The organism is Kaistella carnis (assembly GCF_003860585.1).
GTDB classification, from domain to species: Bacteria; Bacteroidota; Bacteroidia; order Flavobacteriales; family Weeksellaceae; genus Kaistella; species Kaistella carnis.
In genome coordinates this window covers 536,482-555,302 of the sequence record NZ_CP034159.1, presented here as the reverse complement: position 1 = coordinate 555,302, position 18,821 = coordinate 536,482, and the positions used below count along the sequence as shown (strand labels likewise).

At 37.4% G+C, this 18,821-nt stretch carries 17 protein-coding genes; 6 read left to right on the top strand and 11 right to left on the bottom strand.

The window, feature by feature from the left end; translation table 11 throughout:
• The first annotated feature begins 15 nt into the window (after nucleotides 1-15).
• Together rpe and EIB73_RS02500 are read left to right on the top strand one after the other, a co-directional pair.
• Nucleotides 16-666, top strand: coding sequence for a ribulose-phosphate 3-epimerase (gene rpe / locus EIB73_RS02505; protein WP_125022315.1), 651 nt, complete (start codon nucleotides 16-18; stop codon nucleotides 664-666).
• A 119-nt stretch (nucleotides 667-785) separates the two neighbouring features.
• Nucleotides 786-2,333, top strand: coding sequence for an IS1182 family transposase (locus EIB73_RS02500; RefSeq protein WP_125026051.1), 1,548 nt, complete (start codon nucleotides 786-788; stop codon nucleotides 2,331-2,333).
• Between the two features lie 129 nt (nucleotides 2,334-2,462).
• On the opposite strand, the gene EIB73_RS02495 is transcribed toward EIB73_RS02500, so the two are convergent.
• From EIB73_RS02495 to cphA, 7 genes are all read right to left on the bottom strand, one after another.
• The gene (locus tag EIB73_RS02495) at nucleotides 2,463-2,843 is read right to left on the bottom strand and encodes a hypothetical protein (protein WP_125022313.1); all 381 of its coding nucleotides are present in this window, start codon (nucleotides 2,841-2,843) and stop codon (nucleotides 2,463-2,465) included.
• 232 nt (nucleotides 2,844-3,075) lie between these two features.
• A complete protein-coding gene (locus EIB73_RS02490; protein WP_125022311.1) occupies nucleotides 3,076-3,495 on the bottom strand; it encodes a nucleoside-diphosphate kinase in 420 nt (139 codons plus the stop codon).
• A 176-nt stretch (nucleotides 3,496-3,671) separates the two neighbouring features.
• Complete coding sequence (gene rsgA, locus EIB73_RS02485; protein WP_125022309.1) at nucleotides 3,672-4,598, bottom strand: ribosome small subunit-dependent GTPase A; 927 nt, start codon at nucleotides 4,596-4,598, stop codon at nucleotides 3,672-3,674.
• Nucleotides 4,599-4,720: 122 nt separating this feature from the next.
• The gene (locus EIB73_RS02480) at nucleotides 4,721-5,788 is read right to left on the bottom strand and encodes a chorismate mutase (protein ID WP_125022307.1); all 1,068 of its coding nucleotides are present in this window, start codon (nucleotides 5,786-5,788) and stop codon (nucleotides 4,721-4,723) included.
• An 18-nt stretch (nucleotides 5,789-5,806) separates the two neighbouring features.
• The gene (locus tag EIB73_RS02475; RefSeq protein WP_228411267.1) at nucleotides 5,807-6,211 is read right to left on the bottom strand and encodes a hypothetical protein; all 405 of its coding nucleotides are present in this window, start codon (nucleotides 6,209-6,211) and stop codon (nucleotides 5,807-5,809) included.
• 191 nt (nucleotides 6,212-6,402) lie between these two features.
• A complete protein-coding gene (gene dnaX, locus EIB73_RS02470; protein WP_125022305.1) occupies nucleotides 6,403-7,488 on the bottom strand; it encodes a DNA polymerase III subunit gamma/tau in 1,086 nt (361 codons plus the stop codon).
• 160 nt (nucleotides 7,489-7,648) lie between these two features.
• Nucleotides 7,649-10,279, bottom strand: coding sequence for a cyanophycin synthetase (cphA, locus tag EIB73_RS02465; protein ID WP_125022302.1), 2,631 nt, complete (start codon nucleotides 10,277-10,279; stop codon nucleotides 7,649-7,651).
• A 197-nt stretch (nucleotides 10,280-10,476) separates the two neighbouring features.
• Between cphA and EIB73_RS02460 the strand changes: the two genes are divergently transcribed.
• The 3 genes from EIB73_RS02460 (at nucleotide 10,477) to EIB73_RS02450 (ending at nucleotide 12,546) form a co-directional block, all read left to right on the top strand.
• Nucleotides 10,477-11,364 carry a cyanophycinase gene (locus tag EIB73_RS02460; RefSeq protein WP_125022300.1) on the top strand — a complete coding sequence of 296 codons (888 nt, stop codon included), beginning with the start codon at nucleotides 10,477-10,479 and terminating at the stop codon, nucleotides 11,362-11,364.
• A gap of 24 nt (nucleotides 11,365-11,388) precedes the next feature.
• Nucleotides 11,389-12,231: an isoaspartyl peptidase/L-asparaginase gene (locus EIB73_RS02455; protein ID WP_125022298.1), complete on the top strand. Its 843-nt coding sequence runs from the start codon at nucleotides 11,389-11,391 to the stop codon at nucleotides 12,229-12,231.
• A 132-nt stretch (nucleotides 12,232-12,363) separates the two neighbouring features.
• Nucleotides 12,364-12,546 carry a hypothetical protein gene (locus tag EIB73_RS02450; RefSeq protein WP_125022296.1) on the top strand — a complete coding sequence of 61 codons (183 nt, stop codon included), beginning with the start codon at nucleotides 12,364-12,366 and terminating at the stop codon, nucleotides 12,544-12,546.
• Nucleotides 12,547-12,626: 80 nt separating this feature from the next.
• Here EIB73_RS02450 and EIB73_RS02445 read toward each other — a convergent pair whose 3' ends face one another.
• Entirely contained in the window at nucleotides 12,627-13,649 is a 1,023-nt protein-coding gene (locus EIB73_RS02445; protein WP_125022295.1) for a 3-oxoacyl-ACP synthase III family protein, read from the bottom strand.
• A gap of 89 nt (nucleotides 13,650-13,738) precedes the next feature.
• On the opposite strand from EIB73_RS02445, the gene EIB73_RS02440 reads away from it, so the two are divergent.
• Nucleotides 13,739-14,641, top strand: coding sequence for a CorA family divalent cation transporter (locus EIB73_RS02440; RefSeq protein ID WP_125022293.1), 903 nt, complete (start codon nucleotides 13,739-13,741; stop codon nucleotides 14,639-14,641).
• A 129-nt stretch (nucleotides 14,642-14,770) separates the two neighbouring features.
• Here EIB73_RS02440 and EIB73_RS02435 read toward each other — a convergent pair whose 3' ends face one another.
• The 3 genes from EIB73_RS02435 to EIB73_RS02425 all read right to left on the bottom strand — a co-directional run bounded on the left by EIB73_RS02435 (nucleotide 14,771) and on the right by EIB73_RS02425 (nucleotide 18,793).
• Complete coding sequence (locus EIB73_RS02435; protein ID WP_125022291.1) at nucleotides 14,771-17,503, bottom strand: sodium-translocating pyrophosphatase; 2,733 nt, start codon at nucleotides 17,501-17,503, stop codon at nucleotides 14,771-14,773.
• A gap of 159 nt (nucleotides 17,504-17,662) precedes the next feature.
• Nucleotides 17,663-18,274 (bottom strand): inorganic pyrophosphatase, encoded by a 612-nt coding sequence (locus EIB73_RS02430; protein ID WP_125022289.1) that lies wholly within the window; start codon nucleotides 18,272-18,274, stop codon nucleotides 17,663-17,665.
• A gap of 9 nt (nucleotides 18,275-18,283) precedes the next feature.
• Entirely contained in the window at nucleotides 18,284-18,793 is a 510-nt protein-coding gene (locus tag EIB73_RS02425; RefSeq protein WP_125022287.1) for a DUF7935 family protein, read from the bottom strand.
• Nucleotides 18,794-18,821 lie beyond the last annotated feature (28 nt).

Below are 18,821 nucleotides of genomic sequence, written 5' to 3'. Positions count from 1 at the left end.
CGTAAATAAGTAAAAATGAAAACAAAATTAATTGCACCTTCCCTACTTTCTGCTGATTTTGGGAATCTACAAAGAGATATAGAAATGCTGAACGAGTCACAAGCCGACTGGGTTCACGTAGATGTGATGGATGGTAGATTTGTACCGAATATCTCTTTTGGTTTTCCTATTATGCAAACAGTGCAGCAACATGCAAAGAAATTTGTAGATGTACATTTGATGATTGTAGAGCCCGAAAAATATGTAGAAGAATTTATTGAAAAAGGTGCAGACTTGGTATCTGTACATTATGAAGCTTGTGTGCATTTGCACAGAACTGTTCATTTAATTCAGGAAAAAGGCGCAAAAGCAGGCGTTGTTTTAAACCCAGCAACTCCGGTTTTAATGCTGGAAGATATTATTGGCGATGTGGATCTCGTTTTATTAATGAGTGTGAACCCTGGATTTGGAGGACAAAAGTTCATTGAAAATACCTACCGAAAAATCGCAGAAACCAAAGACTTAATTTTATCAAACAACTCCACAGCTTTGATTCAAGTTGATGGTGGTGTTAATTTAGAAAATGCGGAGAAACTTTTTGAAGCGGGAGCAGATGTTTTGGTTGCAGGAAACGCGGTTTTCTCTTCAGCAGATCCAGCGAAAACCATTGAGTTATTGAAAATATAATTGTTGTATTGAAACATTATTTTTTGAACCATAAAGAAGCCGTCTCAATACTGAGGCGGTTTTTTCTGTGTTTAACATTTGTCAGTTTTAAAGGGTTTTACTATCTTTAAGTATTGATAATCAATTATATGAGTATTAAATTTAAAGATTATAACCAGCAACAAAATTGGTTATTCCCACCATCAATCGAGGAATTGATTCCAGAAAATCATCCCGTTCGGGTCGTTAATGGAATTATTGAACAACTGGATTTACGATTGCTCATTGAAGAGTATAGTAAAGATGGCAAACCGAGCTTTCATCCCAAGATGATGCTTAAGGTGATGGTTTACGCTTATATGGATAATACGTATTCCAGCAGGAAGATCGAAAAAGCGATGCGTGAGAATATTAATTTTATGTGGTTGTCCGCTCAACAGGTCGCAGACCATAACACCATCGCACGTTTTCGGAGCAAGAAACTCAAGACTATTTTCAAAGACATTTTCAAACAGGTCGTCCTGTTATTAGCAGAGGAAGGACTCGTTAGCTTGAAAGAAGTTTTTACCGATGGAACTAAGATAGAGTCTATTGCCGGGAGATATACCTTCGTTTGGGGCAATGCCATTAAAACCAGAAAAGAGAAGATGGCAGAACAACTTGAACAAATGTGGAACTATGCCCAAAGCATTGCTGAGGAAGAAGACAGCGATCCTACACCACCGGAGTTTAAAACCATCGATAAAGACAAAATAGAGAAGACCGCCAAGAAAATAGAAGAGATCATCAGCAAAAACCCGAAGGCATCCACCAAAGCAAAGGCAAAATTAAGATACATTCAAAAGAATTTTTCTCAGAACCTGGATAAGTACCAGGAGCAGGAAAAGGTTTTGGACGGACGTGGCAGTTATAGTAAGACCGATCCCGATGCCACATTTATGCGCATGAAAGATGATCATATGCAGAATGGTCAACTTAAACCCGCCTACAACGTGCAGGTAAGTTCTGAATCCCAGTTTGTTATTCATTATACTTTACACCAAACCACCAATGATTTAAATACGCTTAAACCACATCTCAATACTTTTGAAGAACTTTATCAGTTTTTGCCGGAAGAACTTACTGCTGATGCTGGTTACGGCAGTGAAGAAAATTATGATTTTCTGGAAGAGAAAAATATAGAAACCTTCGTAAAATACAACACCTTCGATAAGGAACAGGGTATTTTAAAATCGAAAAGAAAGAAAATCAACGAAGACTTTCACCGCGATAAACTTTATTATAACGAAGAGAACGATCAGTATATCTGTCCGATGGGGCAACCGATGAATAAAATCACCAACCGAAATCGAAAAACAAAAAGCGGTTATGCTCAGACAAGTTCACTGTACCAGGCTCAAAACTGCACCGGTTGTCCGCTGCGAGGGGCTTGCCATAAAGCCCAGGGAAACAGAATAATAGAACGCAACCAAAATTTAGAACGGCATAAGGAGAGAGTTCGGGAAAACATCTTGAGTGAAATCGGAGAAATAAAACGCAAACAACGCACGGCGGATGTAGAACCCGTCTTTGCACATATCAAATCCAATCGGAACTTCAAGCGTTTTACACACAAAGGAATAGAAAAAGTGGAATTAGAGTTCGGATTACACGCTTTAGCACACAATCTAAGAAAAAAGAGTGCTTAAGTAAGAGCACATTTTTATCCTAATGTGCAAAAATCACAAATAATCAAAATTTAACGCTTTACAAAAGAAAATAAAAAAACCGCCTCAAATTTTATTTTGAGACGGCTTCATTCTTAGTAATTTTTATCACTAGAAACTAATGTTTACAAACGGCACAAATGGACTGCTGTACACACTTTTTTCTTTATCATACAGAACATTAAACTTTCCACCAACTGAAATTTTCGGTGTGATTTGATATCCAGCTCCAACAAATAGAGCGGAATCCCAAAATTCGTCTTTTGTATCGGTAATCAGCATATTTCGGTTCACATGCATTTCTGCAAATTCAATAGTAGTAAGTAATTTTGGTATTGGATAATAACTTCCGAGGATATTAGCCCCAATCGTAGTGGTTTTTTGCAAGTCTTTAATTCCGGTATAGTTAAACAATAAACCGGCACCCACAGAAAACTTATCATTTAAGTTGTAGGTTAAATTTGGAGAAAAACTTATACTTGTTCCACCCACGAAATTCAAACCAAAACCAAGACCAAAATTTAGCTTTTTAGCTGGTTATACAGGGTTTTCTACAGCTTTAATACTATCCATCTGCACTTGAGCTGAAATCTTATTTCCTCCAAAAAACATCATCAACAGACTGAAATAAAAAATATAATTTTTCATAATTTATTAATTTCAAAACAATTTAAAAAAAAAATGTCCAGCATTGCTGAACATTTTATCTTAAATATGAAATATTTTAGAAAATTTCTCTTCCCGCAAAGTGGAAATTTGCTTCGATCTCAGCATTTTCGTCTGAATCAGAACCATGTACTGCATTCTCGCCTATGCTTCTTGCAAACATTTTTCTAATTGTGCCGTCTGCAGCTTCAGCTGGGTTAGTAGCACCGATTAAAGTTCTGAAATCCTCAACTGCATTATCTTTTTCTAAAACTGCTGCAACGATTGGACCTGAACTCATAAAGTCTACCAATTCCCCATAAAAAGGTCTTTCAGCGTGAACTTCATAGAATTTCTTAGCATCAGCAACGGTAAGTTGTGTAAGCTTTAAAGCTTTGATCTTAAATCCTGCTTCGGCGATTTTCCCTAAAATAGCACCAATGTGACCGTCTGCTACTGCATCTGGTTTGATCATGGTGAATGTAATTTTACCTGACATATATCTTGTTTTATTGTGCGGCAAAAGTACAAAAAAGTTTTATATCTTTGAACCGAAAATTCTCTTAGAGAACAGCTAATTTATTTTGGCACGAAAGTTGTAAATTTTTTTACGATTCTCATGTTTAATTTGAGTTTTCATGGTTATTAGTTTTTACCCAGCTTCGGCTGGGTTTTTTATTGGGCAGAATTTTCTTCTGCTTCTTCCATAATTTTCAAATAAGTAATGTACCGTGTTTCTTCAATTTCACCCTCTTCTACAGCTTCCAAAACTGCGCATTTAGGTTCATTAATGTGCATACAATTGTGAAATTTACATTTTCTGCCGGTAGTGAAGATCTCGGGAAAATAATGCTGAATTTCTTCTTTCTGAACATCGATCATTGCAAATTCGCGGACTCCGGGAGTATCAATTACGCTGCCACCAAAATCCCAAAAATGCATCTGTGCAAAAGTGGTCGTGTGTTTTCCTTTTAGATGAACTTCAGAGATCTCAGATGTTTTTATGTTGAGCTCTGGTTGCATCGCATTAACTAAAGTGGATTTTCCGCTACCGGAATGACCGAAAAATACAGAAACTTTATCTTTAATGGTTTCTTTTAAAAGCTCCAGGTTCAATCCGGAATAAGATGAAATTTCCATGGTATCGTAACCGATCTGATTATATAGATTTTCTATTGCTGCACAATACTCTTTTTCCTCTTCGGAAAGAACATCCATTTTGTTAAATAAAATAAGAGGTTCAATATTATAAGCTTCACAGCATACCAAAAAACGATCTAGAAAGCCAAACGAAGTTTCCGGATATTTAAGGGTGAAAATAAAACAGGCCACATCGATATTGGATGCAATAATATGGGCTTCTTTGGAAAGGTTGACCGATTTACGGATGAGATAATTCTTCCGAGGTTCAATTTTAGTGATCCACGCAACATCGTCAATTTCCAATGAAAACTCAACTAAATCACCCACGGCAAGTGGATTCGTAAGACGGGTCTTTATCAACTTAAATTTCCCCCGAATTCTGGCTTCGAAAAATCGCCCTGTTTCCGGTTCTAAAACCTGATACCAACTGCCTGTTGATTTTGTAATAAGTCCTTTCACTGCCTAAATATTAATTAAATAATCAAGAGATATTTCTTCTTCCGCTAACTCAACAGGAGAAAAATTCACGCTCTTCCTAAAATCATGCAGAAGAATATCAGAAATTAATTTCATTTTTAAATCTAGATTTTATTCTGAACCTCTATCGATTCTTCATGAATTGCCTTAAATACTTTCTCAATAAATTCTGCAGACATTCCGGACTCATCTGCTTTTTGATTAGCATATTCGGTAATTACTTTCCAGCGTTCAGGTTGAAAAATTGCGATATTATTATCTTTTTTCAAATTTCCAATTTTTTCAGAAATTTTCATTCTTTGCGATAAAAGATCGATCAACTGGAAATCAAGATCAGAAATTAAAGTTCGGTGTCTTCCCATTTCGTCATCGAAAGCAGAAATATCGGTATTTCTAATCTGTAAATTCTGAATTAAATCGCCCAAAACCTCCGGGGTAATCTGCTGTGCAGCATCGCTCCAAGCCTCATCAGGATTACAGTGCGTTTCGATCATCATTCCATCATAACCAACATTCATGGCTTCCTGCGTAATTCCCGCCAATAAAGTTCTATTTCCACAAATATGGGACGGATCAACAATCATTGGTATATTAGGAAATTGATTCTTGAAATCTAATGCTATCTGCCAGTTTGGAATATTACGGTATTTTGTTTTTTGATAGGTTGAAAAACCGCGGTGTATGACCCCCAAGTTTTTAACATCCTGACCAACTAATCTTTCTAAAGCTCCAATCCACAAAGCCAGATCCGGGTTTACAGGATTTTTAACCAAGACGGGTTTATCGGTACCTTTTAGCGCTTCTGCAATTTCCTGGATTGTAAACGGATTTACGGTGGAACGCGCGCCAATCCAAAGAATATCAACATCAGCTTCCAAAGCTGCCGCTACATGATGAGCATTTGCTACTTCGGTAGCAGTTTTAAAACCGTATTCTTCTTTTACTTTTTTAAGCCAGTTTAAACCAATGACTCCTACTCCTTCAAAACCATTGGGTTTCGTTCTGGGCTTCCAAATTCCCGCACGAAAGATTGGAATTTCAGCATTTGATTCTTTTATTCTTTTGGCTGTTTCAAGCATTTGGCTCTCACTTTCAGCACTGCAGGGTCCTGCAATAATTAATGGCTTGGGGAATTCTTTTACCCAATTGTTTTCTAAATTCTGTAAATTCATCTTCGAGGATGGGAGGCTTTAATTAAAATCAAGTTTAAATAGATCATCCAGTTCTTTTAAAACAGGATTGATTTCAGCAAATTTATCGAAAATCTTTCGTTTGGTAATGATTTCTTTTTTCATTGAAAGATCCAGTTTAAATTCAATGCTGATTTTGTAGTTGTTCACTTTGTGCATAAAGTGATTAAAAAATTCTGACCGAACTTTTTCAAACTCTACTTTCGCAGATTCAGATGGATAAGTAATTTCTACGATATTTTCATCTTTCTTCATCAATTTAAAGGAACTGATTGCGTTATAAACAATCACATCACTTTTCTTCAAATCAACTAAAAATTTTTGCCATTCACTCTGCAGATCCGTTTCGCTAAAATGGTGAGAAGGCAAATCTTTTTCTGTAGAAGCTGTTTTAACTTCGATCACTTCTTCAGACTTATTTAAAGCTGCACTGATGCTGAACTTAGATGGTTTTTTCGCAATTCCAATCGGCTCTTTGGTCTTTGGGAGTTCTTTTTTAATTTCTTGTAGAGCAGGTTTCGATACTTCTAGTTTCAGCGGCTCTGTTTGAATGGCAGAGGGTTTTGCAACGTTCAGTTTAAGAAGCGGTGCTAAAATCAGATACTTTTTTTTTTAGACGCTGCCGGTTCTGCAGATAATGACGAAAGTTGCATCAAGGCAATTTCAACGGTCAAGCGTGGATTCTTGGAATTTTTATAATTAATATCTGCATGATTACAGATCTCAATCGCATCCACCAACTGCTGTGCATTCCACTTCTTACTTTGCTCTAAAAATTTAGCTTTGGTCTTTTCACCGACTTCAATTAAACTTAAGGTCTGTTGATTTTGCGCCATCATCAAATCCCGGAAATGATTTCCTAAACCTGCGATGAAAATATGAGGATCAAATCCTTTCTTTATAATTTCGTTTAGAGCAAATAAAGTTTCCGATATTTTATTCTCGTGTGCTAAATCTACAATATTTAAATATTGATCATAATCCAGAACATTTAAAACTTCTGCGGCTTTCGCTAAAGTGATATTTTTCTGAGAAAAAGTGGAAAGACGATCAAAAATAGAGAGTGCGTCCCGCAGAGCGCCATCAGCTTTTTGGGCAATTAAATATAAAGCATCATCTTCATATTGTATGCCTTCTTTCTCGGCGATTTTCTGCAAATGAGCTTGAATATCTTCAATAGTAATCCGCTTAAAATCATAAATCTGACATCTTGACAGAATAGTTGGAATGATCTTATGCTTCTCCGTAGTTGCCAAAATAAAAATTGCGTGTGCCGGAGGTTCTTCCAAAGTTTTCAGAAAAGCATTGAAAGCCGCCTGTGAGAGCATATGAACCTCGTCAATAATATAGATCTTGTACTGACCGACTTGTGGTCCAAAACGTACCTGATCGGTCAGTTCGCGAATATCATTTACAGAGTTATTCGACGCCGCATCAAGTTCAAAAATATTATAGGCAAAATTATCTTCAGATGTTGAGCCGTCCCTTTCATTTATTTTTCGCGCCAAAATCCGTGCACAAGTGGTTTTACCAACTCCTCTAGGACCGCAAAAAAGAAGGGCTTGCGCCAACTGATTTTCTTGAATGGCGTGCTCCAAAGTTTCTGTAATATGGGATTGCCCAACAACAGTATCAAACTCTTGCGGACGGTATTTTCTTGCAGAAACAACGAAATTTTCCATTGGTCAAAAATAAGCAAATAAATGAGAAAATAAAATAGTTTCGGGACTTTATAAAGTTTTTTTAACATTTAAGAAAGCACACTTTATGAAAAATAGACTTGGTGTAAAATAAAAAACTCTCAAAAAATTAATCTTGAGAGTTATCTGTTAAAATGGTATTTTAAATCAATTTACCTTCGTCTAAAATTTCCCGGTTTTGGTATTCCTGAACAAGATCGATAGCATTTGTAACGACGTCACTTAACGCGGTAATAAAAGTACCTTCTTCCGCCATACTCATGGCATGTTTTAGAGCCTCAATTTCTTTTGGAATACTTTCGTAGCTCACATTTCTGTTCGCTTCCTGAATTCCGGAGATAATTAATTCGTTAATTTCTTCTTCTGTTCTTCCACGCAGGTGTTTTTCATTGCGGATAATAATATAATCGAACATTCTACCCGCAATTAATCCACATTTTTTAATGTCTTCATCTCTTCGATCACCAACTCCGGAAATAATTCCGATTTTTTTCGTGGCTTCTACATTTTTCAAATAATCTTCGATGGCTTCATAACCTGCAGGATTGTGTGCAAAATCAATTAATACGTTGAATTTTTTGAATTTAAAAATGTTTAATCTTCCTGGTGTTAAAGCTGCACTTGGAATAAACGTTCGAAGGGAATTGGCGATATCTTCAATTTCAAAACCATATAAATAAGTGGCTAAACTTGCGGCCAACACATTAGAAATCATAAACTTCGCTTTAGCTTCCATGGTAATTGGAATATTGTGTGCCTTTGCAATACGAATTTTCCAGTCGCCTTTCTTAATGGTTACGAAACCTTCTTCGTATACACAAGTCACTTTTCCTTCCTTCGCGAATTTTTTGATGTGTGAATTATTTTCATCTAAACTGAAAATTGCAATTTTGGAATCTAAATCGTTCAGCAATCTCATAGAATATTCATCGTCCGCATTCAGTACGCTCCAGCCATCTTTTTTCACCGAATCCATGACGACTCTTTTTACTTTGGTAAGGTCTCTAAGATTGTGAATATCGTTCATACCCAAATGATCTTCTTTAATATTGGTTAAAACTCCAATATCACAAGAGCTAAATCCTAAACCGGATCTTAAAATACCACCTCGCGCTGTTTCCAAAACTGCGAATTCAACAGTGGGATCTTTCAAAATAAATTCTGCAGAGATTGGACCCGTGGTATCTCCTTTTGTGAGCATGGTATTTTGAATATAAATACCATCGGAAGTGGTAAATCCTACTCTGAAGCCATTACTTTTTACAATGTGAGAAATAAGACGTGTGGTGGTTGTTTTACCATTTGTTCCTGTTACGGCAATGATTGGAATTTTAGTTGGTTTGCCTTGCGGATAAAGCATATCAACAATTGGTGCTGCCACATTGCGAGGTAAACCTTCACTTGGTGCAAGGTGCATTCTAAAACCCGGAGCTGCATTAACTTCTAAGATGGCACCGCCACTCTCTTTTAAGGGTTGAGTTAGGTTTTCTGCCATGATGTCGATTCCGCAAACATCTAAACCAATGATACGCGAAACTCGTTCTGCCATGGTAATATTTTCCGGATGAACCATATCGGTGACATCAATTGAGGTACCTCCCGTAGAAAGATTTGCCGTACTTTTCAGATAAACAATTTCACCATTTTTGGGCACTGTTTCTAAAGTATAATTTAGTTTTTCTAAAAGCTCATTCGTGTCTTTATCAACTGTAATTTCGGTTAAGACATTTTCATGACCATATCCTCTGCGTGGGTCAAGATTTTCTTTATCGATTAATTGCTGAATATTTAACTCACCATCGCCAATAATATGTGCGGGAACTCTTCTTGCCGCGGCAACCATTTTATGATTAATAACTAGAATTCTAAAGTCATATCCGGTAATATATCTTTCAACAATTACTTTTTGAGAATAATTCTGCGCATGCTGTAAACCTAATTTTGCTGTTTCGAAATCGTTTACATTAATGGATGAACCTTTTCCATGGTTTCCATCCAATGGTTTAAGAACCAGCGGATATCCAATTTTTTGCACTACTCTTTCCAGACCTTCTTCATCGTGAACTAAATCTCCTGTTGGTACAGGAATCGCAGCTTCATCAAGCATTTTTTTTGTCAGCTCTTTATTACAGGCAATATCAACAGCGATAGAACTTGTATTGCCCGTGATGGTTGCCTGAAATCTCTGTTGATTAACGCCATAACCTAACTGAACCAAAGAGTTTCTACCCAATCTGATCCACGGGATTTTACGGGCTTTTGCTTCCTGAACAATACTTCCAGTAGACGGTCCCAATCGTTCCCCTTCGCGAATTTCACGCAAGGTCTGAATACACTTTTCGATATCAAAATCACGATTATCTATAAGATGACGCGCTATTTCTACTGATTGCTCCGCTGCATAAACTCCGCAATTTTCTTCTAAATAACTAAAAACGACGTTGTAAACACCAGGAGTCCGTGTTTCCCGCGTGCGTCCAAAACCTGTATCCATCCCCGCGATGGTTTGGATTTCTAAGGCGACATGTTCAATAACATGACCCATCCAGGTACCCATATCAACGCGCTGGAAAAAACCACCTTCCACGCCTTCTGAACAACGGTGAGTAATTAAAGACGGAATTAGTTTTTGCAGTCGTTCCCGGAAACCATCAATTTTATTAGTGGGTAAATCTTCCACCTCTTCTAAATCTAACCTCATTTGGATTAGATTTGGACGTCTGATACTCCAAATATTAGGTCCGCGTAAAACTTGTATTTTCTCAATTTTCATAGGTAATTGCTATCTTTTTTTAAAGCTTATTTTTTATTTGAATATCAAAGATAATAGAAAAGCTTAATAATTAACGAAAAAAAATGAAAATGAAGACCATTTATGCTTCCGCTATACTATTAAAGATGTGAACTTTTCAATTATTTGACTGAAATATTAGTGATAGGACAAATAATAATTTTTTAAATTTGCAAACTATGGAAGCAGTTGGAAAATTAGTGATCATTGGTGGCGCTGTAAATAAAGGCAGTTTTGCGGAAACCGACTATGATCAAAACATCGAGAAAAATCTGAATTTTTTTGAACGTGGCATTTTACGAAAAATAATTAATGAATCTAGATTAAAGGAAGATTCTGTGATAGAAATTATCACTACTGCTTCACAAATACCACAAATCGTGGGTCCCGAATACAAAAAAGCTTTCGAGTTTTTGGGTGCGAAACACGTGAATATTTTAGATATTCAAAATCGGGAACAAGCCAATAGTGATGAAATTACAGCTCGTGCTACTGCTGCAGATGTTGTAATGTTTACGGGTGGAGATCAGTTAAGACTGACTTCTATTTTAGGCGGAAGCCGTTTTCACGATATCATTCTCATGAAATATCTGAAAGAGGATTTCATTTATGCGGGTACTTCCGCGGGTGCAGCAGCAGCTTCTGAAAATATGATTTATCAGGGTTCGAGTGGTGAAGCACTTTTAAAAGGAGAAATAAAAACGACCCAAGGTTTAGGCTTCATCGAAAATGTGATCGTGGATACTCATTTTGTTCAGCGTGGCAGAATTGGCCGACTTTTTCAGGCGGTGGTAAATAACCCGAGAACTTTAGGAATTGGTCTTGGGGAAGATACCGGACTTTTCATTTATAAAGACATCATGACTGCGATCGGTTCAGGACTTGTTATTTTGGTGGACGGAAGATTTATTAAAGATACCAACTTAACCAATATAGAATTGGGAAAACCAATATCAATCGATAATCTTGTGGTTCATGTACTGTCACAAAATGATTACTATGATTTGAAATCGAAAGATCTCACCATCGTTAATTCACAATACAGCCCTATTCCACAATATAAATAGCATCTCTTTAACTACAGTTTTATCATGAAAATAATTATACACGGCGGATTTTTCTCCGAAAGTGATCAAAGCCACGAGGTGAAAGTCGCCAAGCAAAATTCCCTTAAAGAAATTGCTTCCAAATCCTTTGATTTTTTAAAAAATCACTCTGCTGAAGAAACTGTGGTATTTGCGGTGAAACTTTTGGAAGATGATGAACTCTATAATGCCGGTACAGGATCTCAAATTCAAAGTGACGGAAAAATTAGAATGAGTGCTTCTCTAATGAATGGGGAAACTCAGAAATTTTCCGGAGTCATTAATATCGAAAATGTTAAAAACCCAATTGATGTTGCAAAAATTTTAATGAAAGAAGACGACCGGGTTTTAGGTGGAAATGGCGCGAAAATTTATGCCGAAGCAAATGGAATCCATGATTTCTCGACTGAAATTCCACAACGTAGAAAAGAATATGAAGAGAAAATAAAAAACGGAGGAAAAGGCACTGTAGGTTGTGTAGCTTTGGACAAAAATGGTAAACTGGCAGCCGCAACTTCTACCGGCGGTAAGGGTTTTGAAATTGTGGGAAGAATTTCTGATTCAGCGACGGTCGCAGGAAATTATGCAAATGAACATTGTGCTGTAAGCTGTACCGGTGTTGGTGAAGACATCGTGAGTAATGCAACTGCAGCGAAAATCGTGACCCGCGTAACCGATGGAATATCGCTGGAAGATGCCGTGCAAAAAACCTTCGTTGAGCTAAAAAAAATTGATGGTTTTGCCGGCGCAATCGCAATTGACAAGGACGGAAACATCGCTCATCAGGATTCTCATCCGACCATGGTTTTTGCCAGTTTCGACGGAACTGATTTTGAAGTTTTTAATTAAAAAAAGAGAATTACTTTCCTTAAAAGTCATTCGCATCGATAATCAAATTTTTCTGATAATTTTTTGTATCTGTTGCGCTAACTAAAATTTGCATCATTTTTGTTTAGTTTCTAAAACATTAAATAAATTATCATGAAAAAACTATTTGCTATTGCAGTTCTTGGAACTTTATGTTTCGCAAGTTGTGCCCAAAAGGAAGAAAAAAGAGAAGATTACAAAGAAGAGCACAGCGTGAGCGAGAAAAGAAATGCCGGCGTTGATTCAGCGGCTTTTAATGATGAAGGTCAAGTGAAAGATTCACTTTCAGTACAATAAAAAAATGCGTCGGTTGACGCATTTTAATTTTATCTATTTTAAGTTTTCCAGATTTATTCTACTAAAACATTTACCTTAGTTTAGTAATTAAATAACACAGAGCCCCAAGTAAATCCACTACCGAAGGCAGAAATAAGGACTAAATCTCCGCGTTTAATTTTCCCAGCCTGGATTGCTTCACTCAGTGCAATTGGAATAGATGCCGCAGTGGTATTTCCAAATTTCTGAATATTGTTAAAGACTTTCTCATCTGGTAGTCCAAATCTTTGCTGAACGAATTGGGCGATACGTAAATTCGCCTGATGTGGAATAAACATATCCAAATCCTCAGGTTTTTTACTTGCTTTATCCAAAGCTTCCATCATGGTTTCAGGAAATCGGGTCACTGCGTGTTTAAATACAAAGTTTCCGTTCATCACTGGATAAATTTCTGCATCGGTCACATTTTCCGGCTCCAGACGAATACGGTCACTCCAGCCAAATTTTGAACCCGGAAATTTGGTACATAACTCTTCAGCATGTTTCCCTTCCGAATGCATATTTGTTGCTAAAACATCACCATCTTTTTCATCTTCGGAGGCAGATAAAATGATTGCACCGGCTCCATCGCCAAAAATGACAGAAACTCCTCTACCGGCATCAGAAAAATCTAAACCAAAAGAATGAACTTCTGCGCCAACAACCAAAATATTCTTATACTGACCCGATTTGATAAAAGCATTGGCAACACTCATCGCATATACAAATCCGGAACATTGATTACGCACATCTAAAGCACCAATGGTGTCACAGCCCAACATTTCCTGCAATAATACCCCACAACCCGGGAAATAATAGTCGGGAGATAAGGTTGCGAATACGATATAATCAATATCTTTTCCTGTTAAGCCTGCCATTTTCAAAGCCGATTCTGAAGCTTTAAAACCTAAATAGGCCGTAGTTTCTTCGGAATCGTTCCTATTTTTGCGATGGTGGCGTTCTTTAATTCCTGTTCTTTCGGTAATCCACTCATCATTGGTTGTCATGAGTTTAGACAGATCATCGTTGGTTACGACATTCTCCGGCACATAATGGCCGATTCCTTTTATATAACTTTTAATCATAGAATTCGAAATTTTAACAAAGATAAATTTATTTATTATTACTAAAATATTTTAAGTTGGAAAACTATTTTTTAACTTAAATTTGCGATATGCCTATTGAAATATTATTTAAAAACAACCATTGCGAGTGGATTGATGTAGAAAGTCCGACTGAAGAGGATCTGGAATTTCTGCACCAGCGTTACGAAATTAATTCACTTTTGTTAGAAGATACCATTGATGCCAATCACCTGCCAAAATTTGAGCAGGATGGAAAGGTCGATTTCTTTCTGATGCGGGAGAATACGCAACTCGAACGGTCAAACCTAAATACAATTAGTGATATTTCTACCAAGTTAGGAGTTTTCTTACTCGATTCTTCGATTATAACCATACACCGCCTGAAGAATAAAAGTATTTACGAACTAAAAAAAGAAATCCTTTTACCAGAAAATGCAGAAATCAGGAGAGATGAAATCGCCCTTAACCTTGCCTTGAAAGTCATGAAATCATTTGATGATGAATCCCAAAATCTACTGGATACCATGGATCACATCGAGAGCGAGATTTTTTTGAAAACGACGAATCATTCTAATCATATAAGAAGGTTGTATCGGTTAAAAAGAAAATCCGGACTGAATAACCGGATCTTAAATATTTCAACGGTGTGGGTCGATAAGTTTAAATTACTGGATCTGGATGATGCTGAGATCACGGATTTGAAAGATAAACATAAAGATGTCATCGGAGATTTTGAACATTTGAGTATGCAAGTTTCCAGCTTAATTTCAATGTTTCTGGCGATGAGTGACCAGAAAGCCAATCAAGTCATGAAAGTTCTGGCAATATATTCGATGTACTTTTTCCCGATTACGTTTATTGCCGGAATTTATGGGATGAATTTTCATTTTATGCCGGAACTGGATCTGAAATTTGGATATTATATTACTTTAGGTTTAATGGCTTTTATTTCCTTACTCACTTTTCTGTATGTTCGGAAAAAAGGCTGGTAATCTAAAAACACAACTGTAAATGATGGAGTCAAAACTTCAACAATTTTAAAAATCATTATTAGGAGAATTTTTTCATCAACACATAAAAAATCCCAACCTTTCGGCTGGGATTTTTATTTAATAATGTCTTTAAAAGTTTACTACATGAACGTCTATGCGTCGGTTCTGCGCTTTACATTCATCCGTATCATTTGCTTCACAAACCGGATGTTCAGCTCCGTAACCTTGGGCTTCAATTCGGTCAGCGGCGATACCCATTTCGAGTAATTTTAATTTCGCAGACTGGGCGCGAAGATTAGACAATCTCATATTGGTTTCTTCACTTCCTGTATTATCTGTGTAACCTCCCAATTTAATTTTCACACTTGGATAAGCGTTTAGAATCTCCGCCAGATTATTTAATTGCTGCTCAGAACCCGCTTTCAAGTCGCTGCTTCCACTTTGGAAATAGAGATTTTCAATCGTGTACCATTGATCAGGATTTAACACTGTTTTGTCATTTGTCTTCAGGCCGTTATACATTCTGTACAACTGGCTATTTTCTCCTAAAGCAATAGTTTTGTCTGCCAGCTTTACTTGCTTCATATTGCCGATATCATAAACGAAATCACCGTCTTCATTCAGCTGACCTCTTATTTCTGCGGCAGGCATTACGACCGCACCACCATCCACAACAATTGGCACAGCAGCAGTTCCTATCATGGCTTGCAGGGATTCTAATTTTTCTTTTCTGTTTTGATCAATCTTGTCTTTGTGAAGTATTGCTAATGTAGGTGCGATAACCAAAGAAACAATGGACATCAATTTAATTAAGATATTCATAGAGGGTCCTGAAGTATCTTTGAACGGATCACCCACTGTATCTCCGGTTACTGACGCTTTGTGAGGTTCAGAACCTTTGTAGTGCATTTCCCCATTGATCTCAACTCCTTTCTCGAAAGACTTTTTAGCATTATCCCAAGCTCCACCCGCGTTATTTTGGAACATTCCCATCAACACGCCTGAAACGGTCGCTCCGGCTAAAAACCCTCCCAATACTTCCGGTCCGAAAATAAATCCAATCAATAGCGGAGAAACCAATGCGATTGCGCCCGGAAGCATCATCTTTTTGATGGAAGCATCCGTTGAAATAGCCACACATTTTTCATATTCCGGAACCGCTTTACCTTCTAAAATTCCAGGGATTTCACGGAATTGTCGGCGAACTTCTTCCACCATGGCCATTGCGGCTTCTCCAACGGCTTTGATCGCCAATGAGGAAAAGATAAATGGAATCATGGCTCCTACAAATAATCCGGCAAGAACATCAGCTCGATAAATATCAATCCCATCAATGCCTGCAATTCCAACGAATGCCGCAAATAAAGCCAAAGCCGTTAAAGCAGCTGAAGCGATCGCAAAACCTTTACCACTTGCAGCAGTTGTATTTCCTACCGCATCTAAAATATCGGTTCTTTCACGAACTTCTTTTGGTAATTCACTCATTTCAGCAATCCCACCTGCATTGTCTGCAATGGGTCCAAAAGCATCAATGGCTAACTGCATAGCTGTAGTTGCCATCATTCCTGCCGCCGCAATTGCAACACCATATAAACCGGCACAAAGATATGAACCGTAAATACCTCCGGCTAAAACTAAAATTGGTAATAAAGTAGATTCCATTCCAACCGCTAATCCACCGATTATATTGGTTGCATGTCCTGTTGAAGATTGTTTAATGATACTTTTTACCGGTCTTTTACCCATCGCAGTATAATACTCGGTAATAATGCTCATTAATGTTCCTACCACAAGTCCCACCATAATAGCACCGAAAACGCCCATTTTGGTAAATTCATGACCGCGAAGTGTCATGGTATCCGGCATTAAATAGTTGACGAGGAAATAAGAAGAGATCGCTGTAATAACGATACTTCCCCAGTTTCCTAAATTTAATGCATTCTGAACCGGCGCAGTATCTAACTCTGTGGTTTCTGCTATTTTTACAAACAAAGTTCCGATCATAGAATAAATAATTCCTGTTCCTGCGATTAACATCGGTAAAAGGATCGGTGCATAACCACCAAATGCATCATCAGAAAATGTTTCTCTTCCCAAAACCATGGTTGCTAAAACCGTGGCAACGTAAGACCCAAATAAATCAGCGCCCATTCCGGCAACATCTCCTACATTATCTCCAACATTATCTGCAATAGTTGCAGGATTTCTCGGATCATCTTCCGGAATTCCGGCTTCAACTTTACCAACCAAATCAGCACCCACATCGGCAGCTTTTGTATAAATTCCGCCACCTACACGTGCAAACAAGGCGATTGATTCAGCTCCTAAAGAAAACCCTGTTAAAATCTCTATGGTTTTTTCCATTTCCAAAGAATCAACACCAGCACCCGGCGCGAAGATCTGTTTGATGATGAGGTACAATCCACCGAGACCTAACACGGCCAATCCCGCAACTCCCATTCCCATTACCGAACCTCCTGCAAAGGAAACCTTCAGGGCTTTTGATAATGAAGTCTTCGCGGCTTCCGCTGTTCTTACATTGGATTTTGTGGCGATTTTCATTCCGATAAATCCTGCCAGAGCAGAAAGGATGGCACCTAAGACAAAAGAAACGCCTATGGTCCAGTGCGAGTTCGAATTCGTAGCACCCATTAAAGCAAGTAATACAGCTACAATGATCACGAAGTAGCCCATGATTTTGTATTCTGCCTTCAAGAAAGCCATGGCTCCGTCGGAAATGTGACCTGCGATCTCCTTCATCCGGTCATTACCTGCATTTTGTTTACTCACCCAAGAGCTTTGGACAAAAGTGTAGATTAAAGCAATAATACCAAAGATTGGTACTAAATAAAATAAATCCATAGACTAATTTTTAAGGTTAATTTAATTAATGTTAAATATTGTTAATAAAAACGAAATTCGAAAATACGTTTTTTTTTTAATTAATACTCTTTTATCCTTAAAATAAAAATAGACAAATGAAAAACATTTGTCTATTATAAATTGTAATTAAATTACAGATTAGCCGCCAAATTTATTCGCGTAATCTTTTTGTGAGGCTAAAATAACTTTCTTTGCATGTTCTGCACCGTATACTTCTTCGATTCTGCATTTTGCAGGTTCATCCGGTAAATTTTTATAGGTTAAGAAATAGTGCATCAATCTTTTCACTTCCGCTTGAGGCAATTCTTCGATATCGCGGAAATGACCAAAAGCGTGGTCCCCTTTCATGACTGCAACTATCTTATCATCCGCTTCACCTTTGTCGATCATTTTAAAACCGCCAATTGGAATAGCTTCCATCAACATACCACCAGCATGGATATTATGAGAGCTTAAAACGCAGATATCCAAAGGATCTAAATCTCCCATCGACACATCCTGAGCGCCGCTTTCAATCGCCAGTTTCAATACTTCATCGTGACAGTATGTTCTTGGAATAAAACCGTACAAAGCCGGGATAATATTAGAAAATTGCTGTGGACGGTCTACTTTTAAATAGCCACTCTGCTTATCGATCTCATATTTTATGGTGTCGCTAGGGACAATTTCTACAAATACATTAACAACGTTTGGTGCTTCATCGCCGGCAGAAATCCCGTGCCACGGATGTGCTTTAAAATTCGGTATCATTTATCTATTTTAATTTATAATTAAGTTTTCTTTTCTAAGGTCTTCAATACAAGATGAAATATAATCGTCTTCATTCATATAATTCATCAAAAAAACAGTTTTAAAATCCTGCAGCGTGCTTTCATTGCTAAGATTTTCATAGGTTTTATGAAGTAAATGCAAAACACTGTTCTTACAGTTTACGACTTTGCTCCAGGAATTTTTGGTCAGATATAATTGCTGGGAGGCATTATAATCGAACTCTTCATTAATGGTTTTTTCTACTAAAAAAAGATATTCGTGCGCCGCGAGACTGCTGTCAAATTTCGTCACTAAATTCGCGGGTTTCAATCGTTCTAAAAAAAGGGTGATTCTTTCATACGCGTGAATACGCTGTTCCGATTGTCCTTTTACCGTCAATAAATTGATCTGTTGCTTTTTCAGTTTGATGTACGTGTATACAAACTGCCTGGTGTAAATCAGGAAAGGTGCTGCGATTAGCAGCGCAAAAGCATATGGAAATAAAGGCGATTCTATCATGTTTTTTAAGAATGCACAAAATTACGAA